The 14,977-nt window shown below is 60.3% G+C and carries 19 protein-coding genes; 6 read left to right on the top strand and 13 right to left on the bottom strand.

Annotation, left to right across the window (positions count from 1 at the left end):
• Positions 1-10 precede the first annotated feature (10 nt).
• The 11 genes from flgH to flgF all read right to left on the bottom strand — a co-directional run bounded on the left by flgH (position 11) and on the right by flgF (position 7,701).
• Entirely contained in the window at positions 11-727 is a 717-nt protein-coding gene (gene flgH / locus IB244_RS29200) for a flagellar basal body L-ring protein FlgH (RefSeq protein ID WP_025660305.1), read from the bottom strand.
• Positions 724-1,257: a MotE family protein gene (locus tag IB244_RS29195; RefSeq protein ID WP_018859685.1), complete on the bottom strand. Its 534-nt coding sequence runs from the start codon at positions 1,255-1,257 to the stop codon at positions 724-726. Before IB244_RS29195 ends, flgH begins: the two co-directional genes overlap by 4 nt.
• Positions 1,254-2,375 carry a flagellar basal body P-ring protein FlgI gene (locus tag IB244_RS29190; RefSeq protein WP_018859686.1) on the bottom strand — a complete coding sequence of 374 codons (1,122 nt, stop codon included), beginning with the start codon at positions 2,373-2,375 and terminating at the stop codon, positions 1,254-1,256. The genes IB244_RS29195 and IB244_RS29190 overlap by 4 nt, the downstream gene beginning before the upstream one ends.
• On the bottom strand, positions 2,372-2,857 hold the full coding sequence (gene flgA, locus IB244_RS29185) for a flagellar basal body P-ring formation chaperone FlgA (protein ID WP_025660307.1): 486 nt from the start codon (positions 2,855-2,857) through the stop codon (positions 2,372-2,374). The genes IB244_RS29190 and flgA overlap by 4 nt, the downstream gene beginning before the upstream one ends.
• A gap of 17 nt (positions 2,858-2,874) precedes the next feature.
• On the bottom strand, positions 2,875-3,663 hold the full coding sequence (flgG, locus tag IB244_RS29180) for a flagellar basal-body rod protein FlgG (RefSeq protein WP_018859688.1): 789 nt from the start codon (positions 3,661-3,663) through the stop codon (positions 2,875-2,877).
• A gap of 19 nt (positions 3,664-3,682) precedes the next feature.
• Positions 3,683-4,009, bottom strand: coding sequence for a flagellar hook-basal body complex protein FliE (locus IB244_RS29175; RefSeq protein WP_018859689.1), 327 nt, complete (start codon positions 4,007-4,009; stop codon positions 3,683-3,685).
• Positions 4,010-4,011: 2 nt separating this feature from the next.
• Positions 4,012-4,428, bottom strand: coding sequence for a flagellar basal body rod protein FlgC (gene flgC, locus IB244_RS29170; protein ID WP_018116161.1), 417 nt, complete (start codon positions 4,426-4,428; stop codon positions 4,012-4,014).
• Between the two features lie 4 nt (positions 4,429-4,432).
• Complete coding sequence (gene flgB, locus IB244_RS29165) at positions 4,433-4,825, bottom strand: flagellar basal body rod protein FlgB (protein ID WP_018859690.1); 393 nt, start codon at positions 4,823-4,825, stop codon at positions 4,433-4,435.
• A 172-nt stretch (positions 4,826-4,997) separates the two neighbouring features.
• Positions 4,998-5,549 carry a flagellar protein gene (locus IB244_RS29160; protein ID WP_192306554.1) on the bottom strand — a complete coding sequence of 184 codons (552 nt, stop codon included), beginning with the start codon at positions 5,547-5,549 and terminating at the stop codon, positions 4,998-5,000.
• Between the two features lie 11 nt (positions 5,550-5,560).
• Positions 5,561-6,952: a flagellar protein export ATPase FliI gene (gene fliI / locus IB244_RS29155; protein ID WP_169681181.1), complete on the bottom strand. Its 1,392-nt coding sequence runs from the start codon at positions 6,950-6,952 to the stop codon at positions 5,561-5,563.
• Positions 6,953-6,966: 14 nt separating this feature from the next.
• Positions 6,967-7,701 carry a flagellar basal-body rod protein FlgF gene (gene flgF / locus IB244_RS29150; protein ID WP_018859693.1) on the bottom strand — a complete coding sequence of 245 codons (735 nt, stop codon included), beginning with the start codon at positions 7,699-7,701 and terminating at the stop codon, positions 6,967-6,969.
• Between the two features lie 250 nt (positions 7,702-7,951).
• On the opposite strand from flgF, the gene motA reads away from it, so the two are divergent.
• From motA to IB244_RS29120, 6 genes are all read left to right on the top strand, one after another.
• Positions 7,952-8,824 (top strand): flagellar motor stator protein MotA, encoded by an 873-nt coding sequence (motA, locus tag IB244_RS29145; RefSeq protein WP_018859694.1) that lies wholly within the window; start codon positions 7,952-7,954, stop codon positions 8,822-8,824.
• A 6-nt stretch (positions 8,825-8,830) separates the two neighbouring features.
• Positions 8,831-9,769, top strand: a complete 939-nt coding sequence (locus IB244_RS29140) for a FliM/FliN family flagellar motor switch protein (protein WP_113472020.1) — start codon at positions 8,831-8,833, stop codon at positions 9,767-9,769.
• 62 nt (positions 9,770-9,831) lie between these two features.
• Positions 9,832-10,413: a flagellar motor switch protein FliN gene (fliN, locus tag IB244_RS29135; protein ID WP_169681179.1), complete on the top strand. Its 582-nt coding sequence runs from the start codon at positions 9,832-9,834 to the stop codon at positions 10,411-10,413.
• Positions 10,414-10,442: 29 nt separating this feature from the next.
• Entirely contained in the window at positions 10,443-11,483 is a 1,041-nt protein-coding gene (fliG, locus tag IB244_RS29130) for a flagellar motor switch protein FliG (RefSeq protein WP_018859697.1), read from the top strand.
• Positions 11,484-11,612: 129 nt separating this feature from the next.
• Positions 11,613-12,692 carry a flagellar biosynthesis protein FlhB gene (gene flhB, locus IB244_RS29125; RefSeq protein WP_018117037.1) on the top strand — a complete coding sequence of 360 codons (1,080 nt, stop codon included), beginning with the start codon at positions 11,613-11,615 and terminating at the stop codon, positions 12,690-12,692.
• A 4-nt stretch (positions 12,693-12,696) separates the two neighbouring features.
• Positions 12,697-13,137: a hypothetical protein gene (locus tag IB244_RS29120; RefSeq protein ID WP_018117036.1), complete on the top strand. Its 441-nt coding sequence runs from the start codon at positions 12,697-12,699 to the stop codon at positions 13,135-13,137.
• A gap of 18 nt (positions 13,138-13,155) precedes the next feature.
• On the opposite strand, the gene visR is transcribed toward IB244_RS29120, so the two are convergent.
• Positions 13,156-13,902 (bottom strand): transcriptional regulator VisR, encoded by a 747-nt coding sequence (gene visR / locus IB244_RS29115; RefSeq protein WP_169681177.1) that lies wholly within the window; start codon positions 13,900-13,902, stop codon positions 13,156-13,158.
• Between the two features lie 12 nt (positions 13,903-13,914).
• Entirely contained in the window at positions 13,915-14,661 is a 747-nt protein-coding gene (visN, locus tag IB244_RS29110) for a transcriptional regulator VisN (RefSeq protein WP_018859700.1), read from the bottom strand.
• Positions 14,662-14,977 lie beyond the last annotated feature (316 nt).

Raw genomic sequence — 14,977 nt, 5'->3', positions numbered from 1 at the left:
GATGTGTGCCTCAGAGCGGCGAGAAGAGATCGACGGCCTGCTGGCCGCGCGGCGGCTGCTGTACTTCCATCAGGCGGCCGCGACCGCCGTAGGAGATGCGCGCTTCAGCAATCTTCTCGTAGGAAATCTGGTTGTCGGAGTTCACGTCCTGCGGGCGCACGATACCGGCAACGTTGAGAATGCGGATCTCCTGGTTGACGCGAACCTCCTGAGAACCGCTGATCACGAGGTTGCCGTTCTCGAGGATACCGGTGACGACGGCGGCGACCATGAGCTTCAGCGTCTCGGACCGGTCGATCTTGCCCTTGCCGTCGGTACTGGTATCCGAACCGTAGGTCACATCGGTCTTCGACTGAGGATTCCAACCCATGACGTTGGCGTTCACATCCCAGTTCAGGCCGCTCGAGTTGGTCCGGCTGCGGCTGGTGTCGTTCTCGAACTTCGCCTTGTCGTTGATCTGGATATCGACGGTCAGGATGTCGCCGACATTCAGCGCGCGCGCATCCTTGAAGAGGGCGGCCTGCGAGTCGCTCCAGAGAGAATAGCCCTGCGCGACCTGGCGCGGCTGCTTCGGATAAAGCGCCATCTGCGGCGTCTGGCCATAAGCAAGGCCGCTGCCGATCGGGCTCATGGCTGGGGCGCGACCGATCTCATTGACAGCCTGCGGCGATGCGCAGCCTGCAAGAAGGGCGACGGCGGCGATCGCGACCGGGAAACGCATGTTCATGAGGGGTCCTTCGACGTATTGGGATCGGACGCGCTGGCGATGATATTGGCGATGACCGCGGCCTTCTGCGGATCCATCTCATTGAGGATCAAGCTCGACTGGGTCGCGTTCAGCCGCATGATGACGGCGGCCGCCACTTCGATCTTCACCTCTTGCAGCTGTGATGCGGCTGCGTCCGGTTTCATTTTCTTATAGATATCGGTGAGGCCCGCTTCGGCCTGCTTGAGGAAATCATCACGGCGCTTCAGCCAGTCCTGATATTCCTCTTTGCGCTTGCTCATTTCCGCAATGCGGGAATCGACGTCGGCGCGAAGCTTCTCGAGTTCCTGCTTCTGCAGCAGATAGCGCTGGTCGCGCGCGGGATCGGCAATGTTCGTGCAGAACTGCTTGATCTCCTCCTGCGATGTCATTTCACCCCTCGGCGACGGCTGTTCCTGTGCGAAGGCGCCGGGAATGGACAACGCCACGACGGCCATCGCAGGCAGTGCAAGCCGCTGAAGCAAGTCTGACAAGGCCATATTCTTCATCATTGCAGGACGAGCTCCGCTTGCAGCGCGCCGGCTGATTTGATGCCCTGGAGGATGGCAATGATGCCATCCGGCTTGACGCCGATATTGTTGAGACCCGCCACGAGCGTCCTGAGATCAGGCCCATCCAGCAGAGCAACCTTGCCGCCCGTCTTCTGCGCAGCGATGTCGGTCTGCGGCTGCACGGCGGTCACACCGCGCGAGAACGGCTCTGGCTGAATGATCTGCGGTGTCTCGGTTACCTGGACAGTGAGAGTACCATAGCTGACGGCAACCGGCGACACGCGCACGTCCGCGCCGATGACGATCGTTCCCGTTCGCTCGTTCACCACGACCTTGGCCGGCGTGTCAGTCTCGACGATAAGATTCTCCAGATCGGCCATCAGGCGCGTCAGATCCGCCGTTCTCGGCTTCTGGACGATGACCTCCTGCGCGTCCTTGGCTTCTGCTACCGGGCCGCCGAAGCGAGTGGAAGCATAGCCATTGACGACATCGGCAATGCGGATCGCCGTCGAGAAGTCCGGGTTGCGCAGTTGCAGGACGAGATTGACGGAATCCTTGAAGCGCGAGGGCAGTTCACGTTCGATGATGGCGCCGCCCGGCACCCGTCCAGCGGTCGTCACACCCTCGGTTACCGTCGCGGCCTGGCCCTGGGCGGTGAAACCCGAGACCACGACCGAGCCCTGCGCGACAGCGTAAATCTGGCCGTCGGCGCCCGACAGCGACGTCATGATCAGTGTGCCGCCGCGCAGCGAAGTCGCGTCGCCAAGCGAACTGACGTTCACGTCGATGCGGCTGCCGGGACTGGCATAGGGTGGCAGATTTGCTGTCACCATGACAGCTGCGGTGTTCTTCGCGTTGGACTGGGTGCCCTGCGTGGAGATGCCGAGGTTCTGCAGCATGGCGCGCATCGACTGCTCGGTAAACGGGGAAGCGCGGAAACCGTCGCCGGTGCCCTGAAGACCGACGACCAGACCGTAGCCAATCAGCTGGTTGTCGCGTCCGGCCTGCAGGGAGGCAATGTCCTTGATGCGCGAGTTCATCGCCGCAGCGGGCGTGACGGCCAGGACATTCGGAGACAGAAACGCGAGGGCTACGAATAGGCGAAAAAACATCTTCATTTTGCGGCCACGTGTATGGTGCCGTCTGCGAGCACGGTGCCGCTGACAATCACGCCGGAATCCATGTTGCGAACGCGGATGAGCTGCCCCGTCATACCATCCTCGAGCGGCGAGCCGGCCGCCGAGATCGTCATCGCGCCGAGCGTGAAGATAAGACGGGTCGAGGAGCCGCGCGTCACGGTATAGGGCTCTCGCAGCGCCGAGACGGAGATCGTGCGCCCCGGCAGGAGCGTGCGCTTCGAAATCATCCCTTCGACCTGGCGGATCGACTTTGCATAGTCGCCCTTGAGGTTGGGGTTGGTCACTTCCACTTCCTGGAGCTGGGCGCCGGAAACGGTTTCGCCGGGGTAGATGGTCGTCGTCGGAACGACGGCATATCCCATGCCGGCAGCGGCTGCTGCCTGCGGCATGGCAAATGCGGTGATCGCAACGGCGGCGGCTGCCGCCCATCCGAGGATACCTTTGACCCGGCAAAACATCATGTTTCGGCCCTTCCCGATTACTTCAGGTTCTTGCTGACGATGGAGGCCATTTCGTCGGCGGTGGTGATGACCTTGGAGTTCATTTCATAGGCGCGCTGCGCCGATATCAGTTCGGTGATTTCCTTCACCGGGTCGACGTTCGACGATTCGAGGTAGCCCTGCTTCATGTAGCCGAAGCCTTCTTCGTCGGGCGTGCCGACCACGGGATCGCCCGACGCAGGTGTCTGCTGAAAGAGGTTGTCGCCGAGAGGCTGAAGGCCGGCCTCGTTGACGAAGTCGGCGATCTGCAGCTGGCCGAGCACGGTCGGATCGGTGTCGCCCGGCAGCTTCGCCGAAACTTCGCCCGAGCGGCTGATGGTCACTTGCGTCGAACCCTGCGGGATCGTGATATTAGGCGCTACCAGGTAACCGTCGGTGGTGACGATCTGGCCAGTCTCGTTTTTATTGAACGCGCCAGCGCGCGTGTAGAGCGTCGTGCCATCGGGCGCCTGGATCTGGAAGAAGCCGCGACCAATAAGCGCTACGTCGAGGTCGTTGCCGGTCTGCGAAAGCTCGCCCTGGATGTGCAGGTTGCGGACGGCGGCCGTCTGGACGCCGAGACCGATGTTCGCACCTTCAGGTACGATCGCCTGGTTCGCGCGGTTCGAAACGCCCTTGGCGCGCTCGGTCTGATACAACAGGTCCGTGAATTCAGCGCGAGCGCGCTTGAAGCCGGTCGTGTTGATGTTCGCGATGTTGTTGGCGATGACTTCAAGATTGGTCTGCTGGGCATCCATACCCGTCGCAGCAATGGCAAGCGCTCTCATGGCTTCGTCCTCAAATCAATTACATCTGCATGCGGGTAACGTCGAGAAAGGCCGAAACGACCTTGTCGCGAATGGCGATCGCAGTCTGAAGGGTCTGCTGTGCCTGCATGACGGCATCGACGACTTCACGCGTCGTCGCGGTGCCCTTGATGCCGGCAAAGGACATGCTTTCTGCATTCTTGAGGGTATTGACGGCGCCCGTCGCAACATTGGTGAGAACCGCGCCAAAGCCGCCGTCGTTTGCAGCACTTTCTGCCGCCGATGAAGCTGTGGAGCGGTCCTTCTCGATGGCGGCAAGGCCGCGGGTCATCGACAGGGAGCTGACGCTATTGACGTTGTTGATCATGATTATTGGCTCTTCAGAAGGTCGATTGTCGACGAAATCAGGTCGCGGGATTGCTTGATGGTCTGCAGGTTGGCGTCATACGAACGGTTTGCTTCGCGCATGTCGGCCATCTCGACCAGCATGTTGACGTTCGGGAGCTTGACGATGCCCTTCTCGTCCGCAGCCGGATTGGAGGGGTCGAATTCAGTGATGAACTTCGATTCGTCGACACCGAACTTCTTGACGTTGACGGTCGTGACGCCATTGGCGCGATCGACCGCTTCGCCGAAGGTGATGGTCTTGCGACGGTAGGGATCGGCACCGGGCGTGTCGCCGGTCGAGCGTGCGTTGGCGATGTTTTCGGACACGATGCGAAGGCGCGTCGATTGCGCTTCAAGCCCGGATCCCGCGATTTTGAGTGCTGCTGACAAAGGATCCATGATCTTAGCTCTTCACTGTCATCAGCATCAGTCGATTGAACGAGCTTACGAGCGACGTGTTCAGATCGTACTGACGCTTGATTTCACCGGACTTCGTGAGTTCCTCGGCGAGACCGACCGTGTTGCCGGACTCCTGCACGCCGATCTCCTGGTCAAGGGCCGCGTCCTTGACGTCGATGTCGCTTTTCGTGCCGAGATCGTTGCCGGTCAGGTGCGCAGCATTCGTGCGCGCCATAGTAATGTCCGACCGGTCGAGGGTGGCCTGGAAAGGCGTGATGTCTTTGGCGCGATATTTCGGCGTATTCGCGTTCGCGATGTTGCCGGCCACAACCTCCTGACGGATCGTCAGCCATTCGGCCTGCCGCGACGCCAAGTCGAAAAGTTGAATCGGTTGCATGGGAACTCTCCGTTTTTACTGGGGCGAACCTAGGACGGTAATCTTGCGTCAGACTTACGGAGAATGCGGTCCGACATTCCGTGGCTGCCGGGCGCGCACTCCCATAACGGGACGAAGGCTCCGACCGTATCCGGTGGAGCCTTCGACTGATGCGCTTGAGAGCGGTGCACGCTCAATTATGCTGATAGACATCGCCCTTGGAGGTGATGATGACCCATTTGCCATCACGTTCCTCCAGCGTCGCCAACCGGCTTTCGTCCGGCAGAATGGATCCCACCTGAACGACGTACATGCCTGAGGTATCTTCGATCAAGGCACGGCCGTTTGCCACGTGAAGGAGGCGAAAGCCGGATTTACCGGGGAACGGCTGATCCTCGGCCGGCGGACCCTTATCGTCTTCCTTGCCAATGTTGGAGACCGTCGCGGTCGTCAGCGGATCGACGGGGATCTCGGGCTTCTTGTCGTATCGGTTCTTGTTGGCCATCGCGAGGGGCGAAACGCTGAAGACGTTTCGTGCCGGCCAGTCGGGAAGGTCGCGTGTCCGGTCGCCCTGCGCGACATTGATGCCGAACTTGTCCTCGTTAAAGAAGACGTACCACGGAAAGAAGGCGGACGCCGCCGCCAGGGTAAGGCCGGTAATTGTCAGGGCGCGGTCGAGAAAGACGGTTTTGCGCCCCAGGGGCTTCAGCGGGGCGATCTTCTCATCGTCATCGAAATCTGTCACGTCGCGCCTCTCTACCTGCGGATACTCGGCTGGCCGCCGATGCCGGCCGCGGCTTTCAGGGCGCCGGCCAGATCGGCAAAGGCATCCCTCGAATCGCTATCGCCGGGCGACTGTTTCAAAACATCGTAAATAATCGGTACCTGCCTGACCGCCATATCGAGATCAGGATCGGCGCCCGGGCGATAGCCGCCGATCAGGCGCAGGTCGCGTGTTTCCTCGAAGCGGTGGATGAGCGTCTTCAGGCGAGACACCAGCTTCTCCTGATCCGGGGTCCAGGCCTTGCGCGCCAAACGCGAGATCGAGGCCAGCGGATCGATCGGTGGGTAACGCCCTTCCTCCGCCAGACTACGCTGCAGGACGATGTGGCCGTCCAGAATGCCGCGCGTCGAGTCGGCGATCGGGTCGTTGTGGTTGTCACCATCGACGAGGATGGAAATGATCGCGGTGATCGTTCCGGTCCCCTCCGGTCCGGGTCCGGCACGCTCCAGCAGGCGCGGCAGCTCGGTGAAGACCGAGGCGGGATAGCCACGGGCGATCGGCGGTTCACCCGACGCAGTCGCGACCTCGCGGATCGCGTGGGCAAATCGGGTAACGCTGTCGACGATCAAGAGCACGTTGTCGCCCTGATCGCGGAAATGCTCGGCGATGGTGACCGCTGTCAGCGGCGCCATCTTGCGCAGCATCGGGCTCTCGTCACTCGTCGCGACGACGGCGATCGCCTTCTTCATGTTGTCGCCAAGCGTGTCCTCGATGAATTCGCGCACTTCGCGGCCACGTTCACCCACAAGCGCGATGACGACCTTGTCGAAAGCATCCGCACGGGCCAGCATGGACAGCAGCGTCGACTTACCGACGCCCGAGCCTGCGAAAATGCCGAGGCGCTGGCCGAGGCAGAGCGGCGAGAAAATGTCGATAGCGCGAACGCCCGTCTTGAAGCCTGTCTCCACGCGCTTCCGCGTCATGGACGGCGGCGCCGTGTTCGAAATGGAGCGGCGGCCGAGCCCCTCGACAATGGGACCGAGGCCATCGATCGGCTCGCACAGCGCGTTGATGGTGCGCCCGCACCAGCTGTCCGCCGGAGAGATGCGGAATGCACCCTTGCGGATGACCGTATCATGGATGCCGATCGGCTCGCCCGGCTCGATCGGGCAGACATAGGTCAGTTCAGGCTCGACGCGAACCACTTCGCCGAGGTGGATGCCGGTCGGCGACTTGTGGGCGACGAATTCTCCGAGCCGCACATGGCGCGACAGGCCGGTCACGGTGTAGTGGCCGGCCGCGATCGTCTGGACGTGACCGCCGGGGGCGACCAGGAATTCGGGGCTCGAATAGCGCGACACGAGCCCCGCGAGATGCGTGAGCTTCGGCGAAAGGTCGGATTCGGTGAGCGGCGTATTGCTCATGCTTCAGGCCCCGTTCAGCGGCTGCCGCCGAGCGTCTTGATCGCCTCGCTGAACGAAGTCTCGCTGTCCTTCGAGAGCGACGTCATACTCTCGAAGGCGCGATTGACTTCGATCAGCTGCGTAATTTCGCGCATCGCGTTGACGTTGGAATTTTCGAGATAGCCCTGCCGGACACCGACATTGAAACGATCGGTGACGGCGCGTGGCTGCTCGGTCGTCATGATGCCGCTATTCTCGTAGCGTAGATAGCCCTTGCTGATATCGGCCTCGAAGAGACCCAGCGAACCGACCTGCTTGCCGTCCTGGTAGATCAATCCGTCAGAGCCGACCTTCGGTTCGCCAGCAGCCGTGTTGAGCGTCACCGGCGCACCGCCGGCGTCGAGAACAGGGTAACCTCGAACGGAAACGAGCTCGCCGTTTTCCTTCATCGTGAAGCGGCCATCCTTGGTCAGAACTTTGCCGGCCGGCGTGTCGACCGAGAACCAGGCATCCCCCTTGATCGCGAAGTCGAGCATGTTTCCGGTGTGCTCGAACTCGCCAGTATCGCCGGAGAGATAGTCGTTGCCCTGGGACACATAGGCGATCTTCGCATTGATCTTGTTGCCGGTCTCGCCGAGCATCTCGTCGAATTTCACCTCCGTCCCGCGGAAGCCCGTCGTGTTCACGTTCGCCATGTTGTCGGCGATGGTGGTGAGGCGACGTTCGAGTGCGATCTGCGACGACAAAGAAACATAAAGACCGGATTGCATCCCGATAGACTCCTGCATTGGCGATGAACGGTACGAAATCCGGGTGTTTGCAGTCGGTTCGACCACGAATTTCGCTGAGGCGGCACCTCAGAAACGGGCACGGATGCCCATTCGTCACCGACAAGCTGACAGCAAATGCTTGCGCGAAGCTGGCATGCAAAAGCTTGATTTGCAGGGACTATCATCAGCCTCACGCAAGCCAGCAGCCCTATCCGTTGAGTTGAAAATAACGATCAGGTTTGGACTGACGATGAATATCATTATCGGATTTGTGATTACCTGCGGCTGTATCGTCGGCAGCTTCATGGCGATGGGTGGCCACGTGGACGCGCTCTGGCAGCCGTTCGAGCTAGTCATCATCGGCGGCGCCGGCCTGGGCAGCTTCGTCATGGGCAACCCGATGAAGGTGGTGAAGGATTCCGGCAAGGCGCTCGTCGAAGCCTTCAAGCACACGGTGCCGAAGGAACGGAATTATCTCGATACGCTTGGTGTCCTCTACTCCCTGATGCGCGATCTTCGCACGAAGTCTCGCAACGAGATCGAAGCCCATATCGACAATCCGGCCGAATCCTCGATCTTCCAGTCCGCGCCGACGATCCTCAAGAATAAGGAACTGACGGCGTTCATCTGCGACTACGTCCGGCTGATCATCATCGGCAATGCCCGCTCGCATGAGATCGAAGCACTGATGGACGAAGAGATCAACACGATCCTTCACGACAAGATGAAGCCCTATCACGCCATCCAGATCATGGGCGACGCCTTCCCCGCGATCGGTATCGTCGCCGCCGTTCTCGGTGTCATCAAGGCCATGGCGCACATCAACGATTCGCCTGAGGTCCTCGGCCACCTGATCGGCTCGGCGCTCGTCGGCACCTTCCTCGGCATCATCCTGTCCTATTGCGTGTGTTCGCCGATCATTTCCCAGATCAAGATCGTCCGCACCAAGCAGCATCGCCTCTACGTCATCGTCAAGCAGACCCTGCTTGCCTACATGAACGGCTCGGTGCCGCAGGTCGCGCTCGAATACGGCCGCAAGACAATTTCGGCCTACGAGCGTCCTTCGATCGACGCGGTCGAGCAGGAAATGATGAATCCCGGCGGCGAGAACAAGGCGGCGTAAACGGTCATGAACGCTCCCCTCAAGAAACCCCTCATGGGCGAAGCCCTTCTTGCCAAACTGACCGGCAGGCTGGGCGACAAGGCCACCGTCGAGAAGATCTGCAGCGGATTCGGCGAAGTCTACGTCGTCTTTCTGCCCGACATCATCAAGAGCGAGACGAACCTCGACGTCGAAGTGGCCTATCTCGGTTGCGACAGCGGGCACAAGAACGAGCTGGTCGCCAACCTCGGCGACAATACGACGCTCGTCGATGCGACGCTCCGCAACTGGTCACCAAACATTACGCTTGCCTGCGGCAACAGCTTCATCATCACCCTGATGGAACACTTGCTGGGTGCGGCGGCAGACGCCGTCGAGCAGCCGGCGGATCGCCTGCTCTCCGTGATCGAGCTCGAGCTTGCGGTCATGGCCTTCGACAAGTTCGCCAATGTCCTTCGTTCGGCAGTGAACGCGCCTGGCGGCTTCGAGCCAGTGCTTGAGTTTCCGCATGCGTTCGAAACACGGATCAAGCCGGCCGAAGACAAGCCCGACGAGTTCGCTGCCGCGATCAACATGTCGATCACGCTCTCCGGCATCACCTCGGATTTCTCGCTGATCGTTCCCCAGGCTGCCCTGCTGAAGACGACGGTGACGGCTCCGAAGGCCAAGGGCCAGTCGGCTAAATCGACCGAATGGAGTGATCAGCTCAGCGAGCAGGTGCGCCGCTCGCCGGTGACGCTCGACGCAAAGATCCGTCTGCAGGACCTGACGCTGCGGACCATTTCGAAACTTGCGGCTGGCGATGTCATCCCCTTCCACGACCGCGGCGACGTCCGCGTCGAAGTCAGCGCCAACAGCAAGGAATTGTACATCTGCGAGTTTGGACGTTCGGGCGAACATTATACCGTCCGGGTGAAGGATACGATTAATTCGGATGACGAGCTCATCCGCCACTTGATGAATTAGCCCATTTTCCAACCGGGCTGCCACGGCAGCTTGAGGCAAGTTTCAACTGGAATAGTGATTTCATGGCGACGAAGAAAACACCCAAGAACAGTGACCTTTCAATGGAGCTCCCGGGCAACGAGGCCGAGCTTGATCAGGCCATCGATGACCTGCGCGGCGTCCTGAAGACCGACGCGGACGGCGGCCTGCCGGATTTTGCTGGAGAGGCCGACGCCTTTAGCGGCAGCACCGACCTGTCAACCTTTGGCGGCGGTTTCGGAGATGCGGCAGAGCCCGCATTTGGTGGCGACGATTTCGGCGCAACATCCGATTTTGGTGGCTCTGCCAACTTCGGCGACAGCTCGTTTGGTGCGATCGCTTCCGAACCTGCCCCGCTCGGCAGCGCCATGCAGTCGAACCTCGACCTGATCATGGATATCCCGATCGACGTTCAGATCATGCTCGGCAGCAGCCGCATGCAGGTCGCCGGCCTGATGAACCTTAACGAGGGCGCAACCATCGCGCTCGACAAGAAGATCGGTGAGCCGGTCGAAATCATGGTGAACGGCCGCAAGATCGCTCGCGGCGAGATCACCGTTCTGGAAAACGACGACACGCGTTTCGGCGTCAAACTGATAGAAGTTCTGAGTACAAAGAAAACCTGATCCCGGTGCAGGGACGGAGAGGTTAGACCATGATGGACTTTGACGATTTCGGCGGCGCGCTAGCCGAGAAACCGTTGACCCAGGCTGAAAAGGCGGCGGCCGTTCTCCTCGCCATGGGGAAAGGGGTCGCCGGCAGGCTGTTGAAATATTTCACGCAGGCCGAGCTGCAGACGATCATCGGCTCGGCGCAAACGCTGCGTGCGATCCCGCCGGATGAATTGCTCGGACTTGTCGCCGAATTCGAGGACCTGTTCACCGAGGGTGCAGGCCTCATGGATAATGCCAAGGCGATCGAGAGCATCCTTGAAGAGGGTCTCACGCCCGACGAAGTCGACAGCCTGCTTGGCCGTCGCACCACCTTCCAGGCATACGAGACGTCGATCTGGGATCGCCTCGGCGAAGGCGACCCGGCCTTCATCGGCAAGTTCCTCCTGCGCGAACATCCGCAGACTGTCGCCTATATTCTCTCCATGATGCCCTCCTCATTCGGCGCCAAGGTTCTGATGCAGATTCCGGACGGCCGCCGCGCGGACATCATGAACCGTACCGTCAACCTCAAGGCCGTCAGCCCCAAGGCCGCGCAGATCATCGAAAAGCAGGTGCTAAGCCTGCTGGCAGAGATCGACGCCGAGAAGAATTCGATCGGCTCGACGAAGGTTGCGGAACTGATGAACGAGATGGACAAGCCGCAGGTCGATACCCTGCTCACCTCGCTCGAATCGATCAGCCGCGAATCGGTCAACAAGGTCCGTCCGAAGATCTTCCTCTTCGACGACCTCATGCTCATGCCGCAGCGCAGCCGCGTCATGCTCATGAACGATATCTCGTCCGACATCCTGACCATGGCGTTGCGCGGCTCGTCTGCCGACATGCGCGAGGCCGTCCTCGCATCGATCAGCCCGCGCCAGCGCCGCATGATCGAATCGGATCTGCAGAGCGGCACCGTTGGCATCAATCCGCGCGAAATCGCAATCGCCCGGCGCGCCATCGCCCAGGAAGCGATTCGCCTGGCAAACTCCGGGCAAATCCAGCTCAAGGAGACCGAAGGCGAAGGCTCGGCCGCGGCCTAAGCCGCTGTTGTTGTGTACGAAGCACCTCTTCCCGGCCGCTGCGGTTGATCGCCGCGGCGAAAGGGAGATACCTTCTAGGAAAGGCCGCGCCCTGGCGCGGCCGTTTCTTTTTGATGGAGGGCTTCGGCCTTGGCCGACGACGACAAGGACAGCAAAACAGAAGACCCGACAGCGAAGAAGAAAAGCGACGCTGCCGAGAAAGGCAACGTGCCGTTCTCGCGCGAGGTGCCACTGTTTGCCACCGTGCTTGCCACCTTCGTCTATATCATCTTCTTCCTGCCGAGTGGGCTCAGCAAGGTCGGCGAGGCGCTGAAGGACATTTTCGAGCAGCCCGACCAATGGAAACTCGAAACCGGGCCGGACGCGCTCTCCCTGTTCGTTCACCTCGCCTGGGTTTCGGCGGCCTTCCTCGCGCCCGCCTTCATCCTGTTCATGGCGTTTGGCGTTGCCGCGTCCATCTCGCAGAACCTGCCAACGCCGGTGCTCGAGCGCATACGGCCGCAGTTTTCGCGCATTTCGATCGCCAAGGGATGGTCGCGGCTGTTCAGCCTGCCTGGCCTCATCGAGTTCGGCAAATCGCTGACGAAGATTGTGATCGTCGGCGTCGTCATGTTCTTTGCGCTGAAGAGCGAATACTTCAGCGCGATCGATGCGATGTTCTCCGATCCGCAAACGATCTTCACGCGGATGATGACGTCGATGCAAAAGATCACCATCGTCGTCCTGATCGCCACAGCCGTCGTCGCCATCGCCGACTTCTTCTGGACGCGCTACCACTGGTTCACCGAACTGAAGATGACGCGGCACGAGGTCAAGGAAGAGAACAAGCAGTCGCAGGGTGACCCCTTCGTCAAGAGCCGCCAGCGCTCGCTCATGCGTGACCGTGCCCGCCGCCGCATGATTGCCAATGTCGATCGCGCGACGCTCGTAATCGCCAACCCGACTCACTTTGCCGTCGCCCTGCGCTATGTGCGTGAGGAAAACGACGCGCCTGTCGTCGTCGCCAAGGGGCAAGACCTAATTGCATTGAAAATCAGGGAGATCGCGGAAAAGAATGGGATCCCCGTTTTCGAAGACCCGCCGCTCGCGCGCTCCATGTTTGCGCAAGTCTCGGTCGATAGTGTCATACCGTCTGTATTCTATAAGGCAGTCGCGGAACTCATCCATCGGGTTTACGCGGCGCAAGCCAAGAACAAACGGGTAAGATAGCCGAATGAAAAAATGCCCCTACTCTGCCCAGCGTGAAAAAATCCTGGCTGAAGCCATCAGCCCCGTTGCCACGGAATTGCGGCTTCTGGACGCCTCGGATCTCATCTCTCTTCTGCGCTTCGAGTATTACGGCAATCTTTCCGATCTCGTATCGTCAGCGGCCGAGCTCTTCTTCCACCCCGGCACGGTCAATTTCGGCCATGGCGGCAGCTACACGCTAGAGTGGGGCGGCAAGCCCGAAGTGGTCATCGACCTTGAGATCAAGCCGCGCGGCGTCACGATCTATGCGCAGCTGATGCTTGCAGAGGCGCACGCCGGCATCGAGATCAACCACATCGCGTTCCAGAACCCTTCGGCGGATCCCGACGAAAACACTGTTTTCCTCGAGCAAAGCCTGCGCGACGCACGCTATAACGTCGAACCATTGCAGGCTTTGGCGGGCTAAAGCCCACACGGCTTCTCGTCAGCTGATATATCCAAGACGGATGGCCTTTGCGATCGCCTGGATTCGATTGACCGAATCCAGCTTGATCGTTGCCGAACCGAGATAGGCGTTGACGGTATGCACCGAGAGACCAAGCTTCTCTGCAATCTCTTCGCTGATGCGCCCGTCTCCAGCAAGCTGCAGGCAGGCAATTTCGCGTTCGCTGAGAGCTTCGGCAGCCGCCACGCGGCGCTCGTCGAGCGAAAGCAGGTCGATCATGATCTGGCACGATCTCACGTGCAGTTCGACGATCATATCGCTGGCCGGCTCGAGATCATCGCCCGTAAAGACAACGAAGCCGTTGCCAACGGCGCCGAGGCGCACCGGAAACGCCATGCCGGAAAAGGGAGCCAGGCCGCCCTTCAGGCGCGTCATGAAAGGTGCAATGCTTGCCGGCCCCGGAGCGGCGCGATCAAGCCCGCCAGCCCATACGACTGGAAGAAGCGACTTCTCGATATGATCAAGTAGCGCCTCGCCATGAGCGTCGAGGAATGCGCCACTGAAGCCGCTGTTCACCGATCCCCAGTTTTCCAGTTCGCAGACCAAACGCTGCTTTCCCGGGACGCCGGCACCGCTGATTCGATAGACAGCGAAATTCTGGGCGTCGGCGAGCTTCTGCATGCCGATGAGACGCGGAAACAGGTCGGACCGACTAGCGACCTTGCTGACCCGCACGCCGCGCATTGTTTCCGAATTTCCTATCGATCGACCGGACGACTGCCCCATAACGCCGTCCCCTTAGACGAGATTGTTCCTGACCGCGAATGCGATGGCCTCGGAACGAGTCTTCGTCGCCGTCTTTCGCATGACACTGGTGATGTAGTTGTTGATGGTGTTGCGAGAGATGCCGAGGATCATCGCAATCTCATCGCTCGTTTTGCCCTCGGCGATCCAGAAAAGGCATTCCAGTTCGCGATCGGTCAGCTCGAAGTCCCGGTCGGCCTTGGCGGCGCCGCACTGCAGGAAACTCGTGAAATAGGCGGACAAGAGCCCCACGTCGCGCAAGCGCTCCTGCGACAGAATGAAACCGTCATCGAACAGGAACATCAGCACCAGGCGCGAGCGTCCGATGTTGAACATCAACGAACAGTACTGGCGGCTGGCGCCGTCTGGCGCATCCGCGGAATCCGGCAGGAGCGCGAAATGCGGCTGGAACAGCTGCATACACTTTTCGATCTCCGTCGCACGGGCAAAGCCGCCAACGAAGGTATGCGCCAGATTGGTGACAAGATCGAACGGCCAGTCAGACGAGACCACGAAATCGAGCCCCGCTTCCTGAACCAGATCCGCCCGCGCCAGGAGGTAGTGCGAGGCGCCGACATAGTCGGTCAGGGCGCGCAGGCCGGGTTGCAACCGCCCCGTGCTCGAAATCTCGCAGAGCTGCGCGATCAGTTCGTCACGCGAAGACAGGTTTGTCGCTGCGATGCCAACGAAGTTTGCCTTCTGCGTGTCGCTCTTCAGAGCCTGCAATATCTGCATATCCATTGGCAAAAACCCCGCGGCCGCGAACCACTACGACAGAAACCCGATCCGCGGCCCTTGAGCAAATTGCGCCCCCTCCGCGAACCATCCAACACTACACTAGGTGGTAAACTTCGCCATCTCCGAGTTCTCGGGATTTACATCGCCCGCACTTTGTGCGTTGATTCGCACGGAAATTCCGCTTGTTAATGAATTCTAAAATTAAAGTGATTCGGGGAATCCTGACAATACGATTCGCGTAAAACGCGCAGCTATTTCAGCCCAGTGTCAAGCCTATCCTCAGAAATCTTCGCGTGCGCGCCCGAGCGATGGCAAAACT

It is taken from the genome of Rhizobium sp. RHZ02 (assembly GCF_014851575.1).
Classification (GTDB): domain Bacteria; phylum Pseudomonadota; class Alphaproteobacteria; order Rhizobiales; family Rhizobiaceae; genus Rhizobium; species Rhizobium altiplani.
This window is presented reverse-complemented; position numbering and strand designations above follow the sequence as displayed.

Excerpts from the sequence above, each read along its gene's own strand:
- flgH (WP_025660305.1), bottom strand. The coding sequence starts at position 727 with ATGAACATGCGTTTCCCGGTCGCGATCGCCGCCGTCGCCCTTCTTGCA.
- IB244_RS29195 (WP_018859685.1), bottom strand. The coding sequence starts at position 1,257 with ATGATGAAGAATATGGCCTTGTCAGACTTGCTTCAGCGGCTTGCACTG.
- IB244_RS29190 (WP_018859686.1), bottom strand. The coding sequence starts at position 2,375 with ATGAAGATGTTTTTTCGCCTATTCGTAGCCCTCGCGTTTCTGTCTCCG.
- flgA (WP_025660307.1), bottom strand. The coding sequence starts at position 2,857 with ATGATGTTTTGCCGGGTCAAAGGTATCCTCGGATGGGCGGCAGCCGCC.
- flgG (WP_018859688.1), bottom strand. The coding sequence starts at position 3,663 with ATGAGAGCGCTTGCCATTGCTGCGACGGGTATGGATGCCCAGCAGACC.
- IB244_RS29175 (WP_018859689.1), bottom strand. The coding sequence starts at position 4,009 with ATGATCAACAACGTCAATAGCGTCAGCTCCCTGTCGATGACCCGCGGC.
- flgC (WP_018116161.1), bottom strand. The coding sequence starts at position 4,428 with ATGGATCCTTTGTCAGCAGCACTCAAAATCGCGGGATCCGGGCTTGAA.
- flgB (WP_018859690.1), bottom strand. The coding sequence starts at position 4,825 with ATGCAACCGATTCAACTTTTCGACTTGGCGTCGCGGCAGGCCGAATGG.
- fliI (WP_169681181.1), bottom strand. The coding sequence starts at position 6,952 with ATGAGCAATACGCCGCTCACCGAATCCGACCTTTCGCCGAAGCTCACG.
- flgF (WP_018859693.1), bottom strand. The coding sequence starts at position 7,701 with ATGCAATCCGGTCTTTATGTTTCTTTGTCGTCGCAGATCGCACTCGAA.
- motA (WP_018859694.1), top strand. The coding sequence starts at position 7,952 with ATGAATATCATTATCGGATTTGTGATTACCTGCGGCTGTATCGTCGGC.
- IB244_RS29140 (WP_113472020.1), top strand. The coding sequence starts at position 8,831 with ATGAACGCTCCCCTCAAGAAACCCCTCATGGGCGAAGCCCTTCTTGCC.
- fliN (WP_169681179.1), top strand. The coding sequence starts at position 9,832 with ATGGCGACGAAGAAAACACCCAAGAACAGTGACCTTTCAATGGAGCTC.
- fliG (WP_018859697.1), top strand. The coding sequence starts at position 10,443 with ATGATGGACTTTGACGATTTCGGCGGCGCGCTAGCCGAGAAACCGTTG.
- IB244_RS29120 (WP_018117036.1), top strand. The coding sequence starts at position 12,697 with ATGAAAAAATGCCCCTACTCTGCCCAGCGTGAAAAAATCCTGGCTGAA.
- visR (WP_169681177.1), bottom strand. The coding sequence starts at position 13,902 with ATGGGGCAGTCGTCCGGTCGATCGATAGGAAATTCGGAAACAATGCGC.
- visN (WP_018859700.1), bottom strand. The coding sequence starts at position 14,661 with ATGGATATGCAGATATTGCAGGCTCTGAAGAGCGACACGCAGAAGGCA.